The following is a 13,657-nucleotide window of genomic DNA, read 5'->3' as shown; positions in this document are numbered from 1 at the left end:
AGTAATGACCGTGTTGGAAAAGGATTTGATGAACTCACCCGTATCGGTAAAAATCAGCCATTCATTGCTGCTAGCATCTAACCGAATACTCACTCCCTGATCCGCCACCGAACGATTCACAAACCACTGTTGATAATAGAAGGAGATAACCGCAGTCTTGCTCGCTTTCCGATGTCAGCACTGCGATTGGAGAAAGCCTAGGGCCTGTTGATAGTCGAACTGGTTTACGTCAAAGGGGCATAGCAGAGTGTTGATGGTTGGATAGGCTTGCTGGCGAGTCTACTCATTCAATCGCCAAACCGGATAGCGTCCGCGCTGGGTGAGAATAAGCCCAGCTAGTTTCTGCCGAAGATCTGTGATGTCGGAGCAAGTCGCCAAATCAGCCCATTTGGTGGTGGTAGCTTGGGCCCGTTCTACCTTAGCGTTGTCGGTGGGTTGAGCAGCTCGGTTCCAGATCGGCTTAATGGTATAGCCCACCAGCCAAAGTGGAAGCAGTGGAATCTGTAATCGCTTCGGGTCACCAAACGGTCGCCCATTATTAATCTTGATGAACTGAGGCAACCCCCATTGCTCGAAAACAAGTCTTAGTTGCTCACAGATTGAGCCTAGGGGCACTTGGCCAATTCGGCCATAGCCGGGCCGATTTCTATGGTTTATGAACTGATGACAGATAGTTTTTGTCATATTTCCCGCCCCGTGCTACCACCGCATACACCCGACGGATGAGTTTGTTACGAACCGCATTGAGGACGAGCATCTTATTCTTTCCTTCCTTGACTTTGCGCTGGTAGCAATCCTGCAATTCCCCTTTGGCACGGATAGCTGACATCGCATCCAAATGAAACAGAGACTTCAGCCGCTTACGAGCATGTTGACTCACACTGGGGCGTCCCCGGACGCTACTGCCCGACTGCTAGTTAAAGGGGGCTATCCCGGCATGGCAGCCCATCTTTTTGGGGTCGGTGATCGTCTTCATTTCATTGGTGGCACTGACAATCTCAGTAGCCGTAGCCGTGCCAATGCCCCGAATCGACATGACCAGTTCAAAGAGTTGGCTCAGACGAGGATCGGCTGCTATAAGCGCATCAGTGGCTTTATCGACTGCCTTACGATCTTTCTCCAGAGCGGTCAGAGAGACTTGACAACTTTTGTTGAGCTGCTTTTGTAGAGTGGGATCAATGAAACCCTGGTGTTCAGTTAGTGGACCGGCAAGCTGGTTGTAAACGCTGAGAAGTCGCTGACGAGCAGCACTTAATAAAGCTAATTTCTGGATGACTTGACAGGGCGGTTCCCACAGACGAATTTGGTCGCGAAAGCGGTAGGCATATTCTGCGATACGCTGGGCATCGATGGAGTCGGTCTTACCTCATTGCAACCCGCCCGCTTTTTTGATTTGCAACGACGACTCTAACCAAATGGGGAAATGAAGTTTGTGGAGAAAGTCCAACAGATGGGCGTTATAGATACCCGTATGTTCCATGCAGAAGACTGCCTGCTTAGGGTTTCAGTCTGGGAGTGCTTTCAGCAGTCGTAAATCGGTCTTGATGCCCGTTACTGAATTGGGTGTGCTGGTTTGCAGCACCATCTTTTTACCATTTTAAATGGTCCAGTCCAGGGTGGCCTTCGCAATGCCAATGCCCACGAAGTAGTGAATATCCATGATGCTTTCTAATTTAAGGCTGCCGAATGTCTACTTGGTTTGTGCTCAATACCTTGCTAACAGGTCTGATGTCCCACATTTCTATACGAGCCATTCAAGTAGAGACAGGGTGGGTCCTGAATCGGCCCATAGGCCACGAACCTTGCCGAGCGATAGGTAGCCCGCTTTGTTTTTCGTTCATCGGTAAGCTACCAAATCTTGGAATCGTACCGACCTTCAAACCTAACGATCGTCGATGAAAAGAGCGGAGCGGTGTTAGCCGCTCCGCTCTTTTCATCGACGATCGTTAGCCAACATACGCTGCTACCATCCAGTGTACGTTGGTGCTCTTTGGCATCCACTTGCCAGACCTTATGAGGATATTCAGCCCACACTTTAGGCGTGATCAAGAGCTACGGGCGCGGTTTAGTCAAACCAGCCGCCTTAAACCAAAGCTGGAGCGTCCGAATGGAGGGCAAGCATCCCATGGCGTAACGTGCATTGAGTTGCAAGCGAATATAAGGAGCACCCCAGAGGGGATGAGCCCGTTTCAGCCATAGACTAACTCGATGATAAAGAGCCGCCAAGCGAACGCCGACGGTACCACACTGCTTGTAGCGGGGCAGCAGTCCGACTTCCCCAAACTGGCCTTGTCGTTTGCTGATGCGTCGAACGGCATCGTAACTCACGCTTAGTTCTTGGCTGATTTGACAATAGGACTTGCCCTGAGCTCTCATCTGAATAATTTGTTGACGAGTGGCAAATGGAATAGCGACTGCCATATTAATTCGGATTAAGCCACCGTCAATATCGTCAAACCATGCTAACCCTATTGCGCATGGGGGTGAACTACCTTTACTGCGCCCGACAACTCTTAGTTGTTTAACATGTAAAACCGCCCCGTTGGAAGAAGGCCTTATCCGGCTTATTGAAACCAAACGGGATCGTCACTGCCTGCATCGTTTTGATCTTGGACAAATTAAAAAAATTGTCGGTCAACTCGACCTGGTTGATCGGCACAGGCGCAGGTAGCCCGTTGCCAGCAGTGCCAGTGTGGTGGTAAGTCAATTGATGATCGGTTTAGAAACGATAAAAAAGTGGAAGCTATAGAAAACGTTAACATGCTGTGAGTTCGGCCAGCTCGGGCATAAACGTGGCGTACCCGTTCAGATAGGCCTGGTATTTTTCGGTATTGAGCGCGTACAACTGGCCTTTCTTGGTCGATGATGTTTCGTCTTTTTCACCCGTCCTGCGCAGCAGATCAGTGGCAATCACTCGCCGACTAAAATTCCGCCGGTCAAGCGGCACGTTATAGATCGCTTCGTAAAGTTTATGCAGTTGCGGCACCGTGAATTTTTCGGGCAGCAATTCAAACCCGATGGGGTACATGGCCGCTTTGTAGCGCAGTTGCCGCAGGGCCGTTTCCACCATCTGATTGTGGTCGAAAATCAGGGTCGGTTTATCACCCAAATCGATCCACGACGCGTTATGAGCCTCCAGCGCGGCCGGGTCCTGATCGTCAATCGTAACCAGTGCATAGTGTATCACCGATATAGTTCGCTCGACGGGATCCCGGTCAACCGCGCCGAACGTCTGAAGATATTCCAGATAGTTGTTGTGCAGGCCGGTCAGTGTAAACAGGATGCGCGAAGCGGCCGAATGCAAATCTTCGTTTTCTTCCAGAAAGCCACCCATCAGCGACCACTTGCCAAACTCAGGCTCGAAGTTTCGCTTGATCAACAACAGTTTGAGCGATTTACCGTCAAACCCGAAGATGATACAGTCTAAGGCGACCAGTATCCGGTGACTATTGGTATAGCTATGCATAGAAACAAGGTGTTCGTTCAGTACTGCGATCAATTGTACGGTGTGAAAATACTATACTATGAGAAATGACAGTTTCATCACTTAATACTGACGACGGTGCCGTTTTTGACGCGTCCTATCGACACGCACGCGACGACGTATACACCAACACGCCCATAGGGTGTATGTGTTAAGAGAAAGGGCAGCGGTTGGGCGGACTGCGTAGGCATATAGATGACGATGTATAGCTTCACGTCATCCCGCCAAGGAATCTAAATCGAAGATTCATAGTTACTTATAAGCTTGACCTTACTATGGTGATCAGTGTATCACAAACTCAACCCTGCACCAAAAAAGAAACGTTGATTCGTGATCGGACCGCCGAAGCGGACGACAATTTGACCGGGCCGCCGGGCGGAATCCATTTACTAGCAAGCCATCATCACCGACGGCGCAGATTCAACAACCTGCAAAAATGGGTATTTAATCGGCCGGCTTGTTTTAATTATTGTCAACTACTATCCGTAGCATACGCCCTACCAAGTAGCTGGCAGATACACGCAGAAAGTAGCCCCCTGTCCCGGCTGACTGTCCGCTGTGATAGCGCCCCCGTGATTTTCTACCACTCGCTGGCAGATGGCCAACCCAACCCCCGTACCCGGATACTCGTTCTGCCCGTGCAGTCGCTGAAACACTTGGAAAATGCGAGCCAGATACTTCTTGTCGAAACCCACTCCCTGATCGCTCACGCTGATCTGAATGAAATGCAGAGCAGGGCTCGTGGGCGTTGCGTCGATGGGTAGTTCGGATCGCTCGCGCTGAAAGCACGTAACCCGGATCCGGGGAGACTGGCCAGCGGGGGTAAACTTAATGGCGTTACTGAATAGATTCTGAAACAACTGGCTCAATTGCGATTCGTCGCCACTGATCAGCGGCAATGCATCCAGCTCAATCTGCGCCTTCCGGTCTGCAATTACCCAGTCGAGGGTGGCGAGCACCTGTTCCAGAACGGTCTCCAGCGAGATCAGCCCAAAGGTCTGCTGACGGGTGGCAATTCGTGAATAGGCTAATAGATCCTTGATTAATATGGACATGCGGGCACCGGCGCTCATCATGCGCTGAAGGTAGCTTTGACCGGTCTCGCTAAGCCGGTCGGCGTCCTGCTCCACTAGCAGCGAACCGAAGGATTGAATCTTACGCAGCGGCTCCTGCAAATCGTGAGAAGCCACATAGGCAAACTGTTGCAGATTATCATTCGAGCGTTGCAGGTCCTGATTAACCAGTTGAAGTTCCTGGGTCCGCTCCTGCACCTGGCGCGCTAACAAGCGCTGCGACTCCCGCTCCAGGCTAATATCTTGGGTCGTACCAGTGATACAGATGGGATGTCCTTGCTCATCAAAGCTGGTTTCCCCCACGGCCCGGATGTATTGCTGCTGACCCGTGTGGGCGTTAATGATTCGGTACTCCGCCTGGTAGCGGCCGTCAGAATCCGGCTGCTGGGCGGCCAGGAAAGCGGCCTTCACCCGCGGCTGGTCATCGGGATGCACGATGATCAACGCTTGTTCATAGGGCATCAACGTCGTCGTCAGACCGAACATAGCGGCATGGCGCTCGGAGAGCTGCGTTTCGCCGGTTTGGCAATCCATGCTCCACGTGCCGAGTTCGGCCAACTCAACCGCGTTTTGGAGCACGACTTTACTTTCCTCCAACTGCCGCCGGGCCATTACCTGAGCGGTCACGTCGGTGGCGGTATTAATCACCCCATAAATCCGCCCATGCTGGTCATAAAGCGGGTTGTAGGCGTGATTGAACCAGACCCGTTTTAGCTGCCCCTTGTCGAGTACGTCGGTTAAGCTTTCATCATGGCGAAAGGGTTCGCCTGTATCGAAAACATGCTGAAGCTGGGCCAGAAAGGGCTGGTCTTCCAGTTCGGGCATGGCTACGTGCAGGATTTTACCGATCACCGAGTTGTCTTTGCCCCAGATGGTCAGCATAGGGCCGTTGACCTGCTGAATGAGCATATCCCGGCCCACAAAAACGGCCGTGGCCGTGGGCGTGGCCATTACCAGGTCAGTAAATTGGGCCTTACTAGCGTCGAGTTGCTGGTGAACAGCTACCAACTCGGTAATATCCTGCGCAATACCCGAGAACCGGTAGGCTACGCGCTGAGTAGTGAAGAAGGCTCGTCCCCGGCAGTGCAGCCATCGCAGTTGGCCATTGGTGGCCCCAACCGTGCGAAATTGAATATCATAGTGCCCCTGCGAGTCTGGATTCAACGCCCACTGCACCGCCGCATCGACGCGGGAACGGTCATCAGGATGCATGTAGGAGAGTACCTGGTTATACGGCACGATATCATCTTTATCAAAGCCGTAGAGTTCTTTGCAGCGTTCGTCCCACCACACTTCCTGCTGGAGAATGTTCAAGTCCCAGGTGCCGATGCCAGCGGCTTGCAGGGCAAAAGTAATGTTTGGTTGCGACGACTGATGAGCGGATAGTTGGTTGGGCTGTTGCGGATCAGGCATGAGCTTGTCAAGTAATCTATCCCGCAAGGTAGTGACGATCCAGCTAGTGAGTCAACGCCACCGAGAATGCATTTTAGTCGCTTACCTCTTATCCCTAATCTGAGTTTAATCCCTTAACATTCGTTACAGGACTTAAACAGCGTACTGAAGACGAATTTGCTTGGCTATCGCGCTCAATCCCTGTTGTGTCGTCGGTTTGGTGATGAATCCACTCGCCCCTAACTGATAGGCCCGTTCTCTGTCCGCTGGCGCATGAGAAGTCGTCAGGACAATGACGGGTATGTGCTGGTACCGCGTGGACTGTTTAAGCTGCCCGAGCACCTCTAAACCGCTTAACCCAGGCATATTCAGATCTAAGAGAATGACATCGGGTGCGGGGTGCACCAGTACCAGCATGTCGAGTGCTTGTTGGCCACTGTCGGCCAAGTAGAGTCGGGTATGTGCCGAATCCGTCTTTAGTGCGTGCTCCATAAAGAAGCGATCATCGGCATCATCGTCGATAATGAGCACGGTAATGAGTTGTTGATTGGTCATGCATGGTGGGGACGACAGCCACTAGTTTGGCTCGTCACGTCCGCCAAAGTTACCCGGATTATACTAGTTTACACCTACCGGTTGCTAAAGGGCTTTTCTTGGAAAAGTTTCTTACTATAAGAACTGATACACAACAGCCCTCAAAATAGTGCAATTTCCAAAGGGGTTGAAAAGGGAAGAAAAAAGGGTGGTAACATAGCTATGTTACCACCCCAATCATTACGGCGGTCTGGTCGTGTCAGTAACTTAGTTGGGTCTGAATAAAACTATGAAAGCGTACAGTTAGACACTGCCGGATAATCTCGTTGGCTACCTGATGATAGTGAGTCAAGTCGGTCCAGTGCTGGCGGGTGGCGAAGGCCGTTAGTAGCTCGGACATCAGCTCATCGGATCAGGAACTCACGTCAGATAGAGTAGTCATTGAAATGGGGACAACTCCGTAAGTGAACAGGCAAACATGAATCCAAACTGGCCTAGTCAGTAGTTTTAGCGATAAGATGAGCCCGCCCCTGCTCCTTAAACTCCGCACGTAGATCGATTCCTCAGCGGCTAAATGCTGCTTCATCAACGCAAAAAAGGACCGTTTTTGCGAAATCATTATACAATAAACTGCTGATTGACAAACAGTTAATGTTTATTTCGAGCAAACAGATGAAACTTTTGTACCAGTTATACGGGATACCCCATACATGGCCTCAATTTTTCTTAAGGATCTTGCATAAGGGGAGTGACACCGGATGAAGTAGTACGTCCTATGGATAGTTATGATCAATTTACGGTGGGTACTATAGACGCCCTGCCCGGTGTTGGGTGGGGCTTTCTTTTGTGACCACCCCGGCGGTGTCTGCGTCCAATCGTTGTGTGCTGAACACACCTAACTAACCCATAGATGTAAAAAAAGCCCCGACCCGTGATGGGCGGGACTTTTTTGTGCCCTCATTTATGCTTCTTGAGCCGTAGAATTTCGTCGAGAAATACGTCAATTTTCAATTCAACACTCGTTTGCAGCCTGCACACCCGTTGCCGACTCGCTTCAATCCTCCGCAAGCAGGCCTCATTATCGGCTATAATTCGACTATGGCTAAGTTCAAATTGCTTGTCCATTCGGAGCGGGTGACAGTTGTTTAAATCGTACTGTCAACTAAATGTACCACAAAAAAAGCCCCGCCCATCACGGGTCGGGGCTTTTCTGTTACTGCTTAACAGTAAACGATGAAAATGGCTTAACAGGGGCACTACGACGATAACCCGCATGGTGCGTTATAAAGTACTGCCAGCCTTTGTCAAAGTGCTTCCAGGTGATACGCGTTAAGTTAGCCATTTCATCGAAATGACAGGAAACAAGAACAGGGCTAGTCATGGCAAAATAGATCTACGAGGAGGTTGGCACTGGTAACCTTATATCTAGCAAACCGGTATTCTTATAGACTGTTGATGAATTAGTTATGTAATCGGCGTAAACTCCATGAGTGGGTAGTAAGCTAGCTGAAACAGACACTATGTGAATGGCTGTCACTCAACCGCCAAAAGGCCACCTACAGCGCAGGTAGCCTTTTGGCGGTTATCTTTTTTCCGTACAAAACTTACTCTGCAACCGCGCCCATATAGTCATTGCTGTAGGATTGTCATAGAATCTACTAGCAACAAAAAAAGGCAATCCGCATTGTAGGGTGTCTTTTTAGTCAATTGTATGTTCGCTTGATAAGGCATTTATAACTCACTCGGCACTAGTTTGTTAAGCTACACTGTACGTGTCATAGATCCTCCTTTATTACGTAGTCCGTCGAATCAAACTGCCATTGATCCAACGTCGTACCGCGCACAAACCGTAAAAACAGCCCCCCACTGGTTACGTCTCTGGGGAAGCTGCCAGGTGCTCGGTGATGGGGTACATATACCCGCTGCACCAGCTTGCCTTCGGCATCGAGCCGGGGTGTATGAGTAGCCAGTGCTGTTAGGGCCAGATCGATAACAGATCGCCTGACGGTTGTTTTTTCTATCATAAAGCAGGACGCTCAGAGGATGCGAGCTGAGTCTAAGTAATGCGTAAGCCTACAGCATAATCCCGCCCCTTCACAAATAGACAAGTGGCGATCTTGCTCTGTCGGTGGATAGGCATTAGCATCCAATGGGTAGCGGTATTGCCCCATCCGACCTCTTCGTATCCCTTAGGGTAGACCACCTCCACTTCCTATTCCAGACATTTATTGATTTCCTGCTCGCACGGCAAACCCGGTACGGGTTCGTCATCGAAGCGGTCGTACTGCTCGCAGTGCTAATAGAACTGATGTTCATTGGGTGTATACCCACCCCGAATAGCACTGCTGCCCGCTATAGCAAGCAGCATAGCGTGCCCTTTCGGATCGGACTCTTCTGAAGTGAGCAGGGCGGGGGGGATTTTCTGCCGTCGTATGATTAGTTCAATTTGTATGCACCAGCCCGAATGCTTGCTGTTGAGCGGAGCGGCAAGCCCGTAATTCAGCCTCTAATTGGTTAATGCTCTGTTGCTGTTGAGCTATCAGGGCTTGCTGCTGCTGGTGTTGGGCGAGTAAGGCCTGGTAGGGGTTTTGCACCAGCGTTAGTAACCGCATCGTTTCCTGCTCCTTCTCATAGAGCAGTCGAATAGCCATAGCTTGCAGATCAATTGCCTGGTTAGATTGCATGGGTGATTAGTTATAGACGGTAATCGAGTTAATTGAATTAGCCAGCTTGTTAGCTAGTCTGGGCGGGCAAATACACATAAAACGTGGCCCCCCGCCCGGGCTGACTGCTCGCTGTGATCGTGCCCCCGTGATTGGTAACGACCTTCTCACAAATGGCCAGGCCAACCCCCGTTCCCACGTACTGACTTTTGCCATGTAGCCGCTGGAAGACCTGGAAGATGCGGTCCAGGTACTTTTCATCGAAGCCGATCCCGTTGTCAGCGACCTCGATCAGGTGGTAGTTATCAGTCCGCCGGGTCGGTTGGACAGTGGCGGGTAACTGGGTAGCGGCTACGAGCTGACTCCTGATCCGAATGATGGGCATGGTAGCGGGCTGGCGAAATTTCAGGGCGTTGCTCAGCAGATTCTGAAACAGCTGGCCCAGTTGAACGGCATCCCCTGATACGGTCGGCAAGGGGTCAATGATCACCTGGGCATTGGTCTCGGTAATGACCAGATCCAGTACGCTTACCACGGTGCCTACTACATCAGTAAGCGAAACCAGCGCTTCGGTATTGCGCTGGGTCGAAATGCGGGAGAAGGCCAGCAGGTCTCGAATCAGGGTTGACATGCGGCTGGCGGCTACCTGCATCCGTTCCAGGTAGGCTAGATCCTCACTACCGATTGAATCAGCCAGGCGCGTCCTGAGTAAATCACCAAATTGCTGAATCTTGCGCAGCGGCTCCTGCAGATCATGGCTGGCGATATAGGCGAAGGTTTGCAGGTTCTCATTGGAGCGAATCAGTAGCCCATTCGATTCAGTTAATTCTTCGTTAACAGCCGCATATCCCTCATTACTCGCCGTCAGTTCTTCATTCATAGCGGCCAGTTCCTGGGTCCGTTGGTGCACCTGCTGTTCCAACGACACCTGTAACGCCCGCTCCAGGGTAATATCCTGAGCCGTGCCGGCAATACGCCGGGGCTTCCCTTGGGCATCCCGTCTTGTTTCACCTCTGGCCCGGATGACTTGCTGACGGCCATTGCTAGCGTTGAGAATACGGTATTCAGCCTGGTAACGGCCGTCAGAATCCAGTTGCAACGCCGCCGCCAAGGCAGCCCGTACCCGCTGCTGATCAGCGGGATGGACAATGGCCAGCGCCGTCTCGTAGGACATAACCGTTGACTTTAAACCAAACATAGCAGCGTGACGAGGGGACAATGCCATCTCGCCACTGGCGATATCCAGTGTCCAGGTGCCCAGCTCAGCCAGTTCAACGGCATTGCGCAGAACCGCTTCCTGTTCTTCAACCTGCTGGTGGGCTAGTACCTGCTGGGTGACTTCGCTGGCTACACAGATGACGCCATAAATGGTCCCCGAGGCTGCGCGCAGGGCCTCGTAGGTGTACTCATAATAGCCCGTATAGGGCTGTCCGTAGCGTAGCAACTCGAATTTCTCTTCGGCCTGGTAGAATTTCTCCCCGGTCATGAGTACCCGCCGGAGCCGGTCTACCTGCGGGGTGGAGACCAGTTCCGGCAGCGCCTCTATAAACGGACTGCCAATGACAGACGACTCTTTACCCCACATGCTGAGCATGTTTTTGTTAGCGGTACGGATGATCATGTCGGGGCCCACAAACACGGCCTTGGCCACCGGTGAATGTTCAAAAAGGGTGTGGGCAAAGCGTTCGCTTTCTTCCAGCTGTTGGCGAGCCAGTACCTGCTCGGTCACATTGATGGCCGTATTGAGGACCGCGTACACCTGGCCCTGCTCATTGCGAATCGGGTTGAACGAGTAATCAAAGTAGTAGGTACCGAACTTACCGTTTAAGCTTAAGTGAGCTGGTGCGGCTTGTCCCTGGTAGGGCTGACCGGTCGCATACGCCTGTTCAAAGAGTTCAAAAAACCCTTGGCCGTCCAGCTCGGGTAATACCTCCCGGAAAGGCTTACCAAGTGCCGAGCGATCCTTGCCCCAGTAACTGAGCTGGGTGTCATTGGCCAGCTCAACACGCAGTGCAGGCCCTACGTGCAGGCCCATCGCCACGGGGGTGGCCTCAATTAGTCGGCGTAGCTGCGCCCAGCTTTCAGCCGCTACCTGCTGGTCCTGCACCTGCTGGGTCACCTCCTGGGCAATGCCGGCGAAGCGCTGCACCGTCCCCGTCGGCGTAAAGTCAACCCGGCCCTGAAAGCGCACCCAGCGCAACTGGCCATCGTCCACCCCGATGGTGCGGTAGGTTTCATCAAATACACCATCCGACTGGGTATTCATCACCCACCGGGCGGCTTGATCGACCCGGGCCACATCGTCGGGATGAACGTGCGCGAATGCCTGTTCGTAAGACATCCGGTTATCGGCCGCCAGGCCGAAGAGAGCCCGGCACCGCTCATCCCACCGTACCTGATTGGAAGCCGGGTCATACTCCCAAATGCCTAAGCCAGCGGCCTGCAGGGCAAAGTCAACGTTAAGTCGTTGTTCAAGCGAGGTTATCGCACCGGTAGGCTGCTGATCGTTTGACATTAATCTCTGGATACTATTAGCTCAATAATGCCGCAGCCAAGGCGCAGCTACTAATAGGGCAAGTGATCGCTTTTACAATTAAACGGGTAGTTCTACTGGCATCTTCGATCACCTTGACGAGGCGGGTCATTCGAATGAAGCCCAGGCATGATGGCACTAACGCATGTGATTGGTAGTCGTATTGAGCCTATTGACGCCGGCAATAGCTGGGGTGTAGACTATCAGATCGAATGCTTGACTTACCAACGCAATTTGTTTATTTAACTCGAATAGATCAACCGTTCTTATCAACTGAGCCAAACTAGATTTCACGGTTGTTCGCTCATAAAAAGTATATTAAGGCATTAGCGGAGTTGTTGGGGCATATTGGGTTTACGTACATGAACCTTGTATCTCTCGCCACGGCTTCAATAACTATAGGGTATACCCTATCAGCTGGTCCGTTCGATGCGCACACAGTTGACATACACCTCTACCCGTCGCAGTAGATTGAAAATAGCGGGCTGGTAGTGCGTGTTATTGTTCAGATTGCCTTCGTAGAGCACTTCAGGGCCCATCTTCTCGTCGACGAGTTGTTCGGCAATGCGCCAGTTGACGGCCTGTTGATCAAAGACGTTCAGGTGGTAAAAGCTCACCAGCAGATTACCATCGGGCGTACCGGTGAGCCGGTACTTAATTATATTCTTGATGCCGCTACCTGTTTTCATGTTCATCTCTATTTAGCTGTTACCCCAAAGTACGAGTCGTTAGGAAACATTGTCAAGCAGCTTCGTCAGTAAACGGGTTTTTGCGCAGATAGAGCGTAGTGATACCTTGGCGCAGTTGCAGGGGAAAGGTATCGAGTTCGCGGTCGATAAACTTGTTATCGTTTGGCACGGGCCGGGTGATGTAGTGAGGATCGATGAAGATCACGTTGACGCGCTCATGAACTTGTCCTTTGATGCGCTCAGTATGCTTGAGTAGGTGCTCGGTGAGACTGTTAGCTTGGGTGAGGGTAGCATCTTCAAAATAGCGGTAGGCACAGGTCCAGTAGCGGTAGTAGTGGTGGTAGTTGGAGAAACAGGCCTGGTAGGCGTCGGGACTATCCCGAAAGGCGCGCATGAGCCCATCGACCTGTCGCAGCTCTTCGTTCTGAGTAGCACTGAGTTGCTCAAAGAGGGACCGGTTTAGCAATTCGTTCCGCTGGTTACGCAGGTGTAGCATCACTTCGTCATGGGTGGGACTGCGTTGGATAGAGTACTTGTACTTGTAGAAGAAGGAGAGTGATATGGCGGGCTGGTTGAAGTTGACGAGTTTGAAGTTTTTGAAGGGCTTACCGGGCCGGTGGTATGGCGCATACTGCTTCATGTACTGCATAGGAATGAAGTAGTACTCCAGACTATCGTCTACTGGCATAGCACTGACCTGGTTGACCATGGGCGTGAGTGTTACCGCCTGTTGCTTAAGGATCAAGCGCAATGCATCAATGGGTGCATTATCGGGTCGTTTAGCGGGTTTGGTTTTTGGTGGTTGCTGATCTTCCATAGCAAACGGAGGTTTAGGCGGTGGTGTCTTGCGTCTCCCCTACTGGGTGGTATAGGGAGGCAAGATAGTGGTTTTATTTCCCTTAGAAGTAAATAAATGTTTATTTAACTCCTTCTCTTTCCCCTTTCCAAAAAAAGGTTGATCTATTATCCCCTTTTATCAATATATTATTTGATTGATTTAAGAGGTCTACAACTCGCTGTATGTGAGTAGTTTATATCGATTATTACAAGGTTTGGTAGGTACCATTACAAGATTTGGTAGGTACAACGGCCCCATTATTACAAGATTCAGTATACTTAAAAAACAAGATTCGGTATAGTATATTACAAGTTTCAGTAGGTACACTTGTTCAATTACAAGTTTTAGTAGGTGAAAGAAATAATCTTGTTTATATTTTGTTTATAATTAAAAAAGTGCAATTTTAGAACTAAGAGAAGGAATGTTGTATAGGGTAATGTTAAGCGCTTTA

11 protein-coding genes are annotated in these 13,657 nt (G+C 51.0%); all 11 read right to left on the bottom strand.

Annotation, left to right across the window (positions count from 1 at the left end; all coding sequences use genetic code 11):
* Positions 1 to 913 precede the first annotated feature (913 nt).
* The 11 genes from HH216_RS26995 to HH216_RS24605 all read right to left on the bottom strand — a co-directional run bounded on the left by HH216_RS26995 (position 914) and on the right by HH216_RS24605 (position 13,185).
* On the bottom strand, positions 914 to 1,036 hold the full coding sequence (locus HH216_RS26995; protein WP_254448887.1) for an IS110 family transposase: 123 nt from the start codon (positions 1,034 to 1,036) through the stop codon (positions 914 to 916).
* A gap of 1,016 nt (positions 1,037 to 2,052) precedes the next feature.
* Positions 2,053 to 2,376: a hypothetical protein gene (locus HH216_RS26990; RefSeq protein WP_408641812.1), complete on the bottom strand. Its 324-nt coding sequence runs from the start codon at positions 2,374 to 2,376 to the stop codon at positions 2,053 to 2,055.
* A gap of 379 nt (positions 2,377 to 2,755) precedes the next feature.
* A complete protein-coding gene (locus HH216_RS24645; protein WP_169553579.1) occupies positions 2,756 to 3,466 on the bottom strand; it encodes an NUDIX hydrolase in 711 nt (236 codons plus the stop codon).
* A gap of 77 nt (positions 3,467 to 3,543) precedes the next feature.
* A complete protein-coding gene (locus tag HH216_RS26985) occupies positions 3,544 to 3,699 on the bottom strand; it encodes a hypothetical protein (protein ID WP_408641811.1) in 156 nt (51 codons plus the stop codon).
* A gap of 282 nt (positions 3,700 to 3,981) precedes the next feature.
* Complete coding sequence (locus HH216_RS24635; protein WP_169553577.1) at positions 3,982 to 5,970, bottom strand: PAS domain-containing sensor histidine kinase; 1,989 nt, start codon at positions 5,968 to 5,970, stop codon at positions 3,982 to 3,984.
* A 132-nt stretch (positions 5,971 to 6,102) separates the two neighbouring features.
* Entirely contained in the window at positions 6,103 to 6,504 is a 402-nt protein-coding gene (locus tag HH216_RS24630; protein ID WP_169553576.1) for a response regulator, read from the bottom strand.
* A gap of 1,754 nt (positions 6,505 to 8,258) precedes the next feature.
* Entirely contained in the window at positions 8,259 to 8,507 is a 249-nt protein-coding gene (locus HH216_RS24625; protein WP_169553575.1) for a hypothetical protein, read from the bottom strand.
* Between the two features lie 417 nt (positions 8,508 to 8,924).
* Positions 8,925 to 9,167: a hypothetical protein gene (locus HH216_RS24620; RefSeq protein ID WP_169553574.1), complete on the bottom strand. Its 243-nt coding sequence runs from the start codon at positions 9,165 to 9,167 to the stop codon at positions 8,925 to 8,927.
* Positions 9,168 to 9,216: 49 nt separating this feature from the next.
* Positions 9,217 to 11,661, bottom strand: a complete 2,445-nt coding sequence (locus HH216_RS24615) for a PAS domain-containing sensor histidine kinase (protein ID WP_169553573.1) — start codon at positions 11,659 to 11,661, stop codon at positions 9,217 to 9,219.
* A 431-nt stretch (positions 11,662 to 12,092) separates the two neighbouring features.
* Positions 12,093 to 12,374, bottom strand: a complete 282-nt coding sequence (locus HH216_RS24610) for a hypothetical protein (RefSeq protein WP_254448886.1) — start codon at positions 12,372 to 12,374, stop codon at positions 12,093 to 12,095.
* Between the two features lie 46 nt (positions 12,375 to 12,420).
* Entirely contained in the window at positions 12,421 to 13,185 is a 765-nt protein-coding gene (locus HH216_RS24605; RefSeq protein ID WP_169553572.1) for a hypothetical protein, read from the bottom strand.
* Positions 13,186 to 13,657: the final 472 nt, after the last annotated feature.

Source organism: Spirosoma rhododendri (assembly GCF_012849055.1).
In the GTDB taxonomy this organism is placed as follows: domain Bacteria; phylum Bacteroidota; class Bacteroidia; order Cytophagales; family Spirosomataceae; genus Spirosoma; species Spirosoma rhododendri.
The sequence above is the reverse complement of the archived record's forward strand: the minus strand, read 5'-3'. Positions and strand labels throughout refer to the sequence as shown.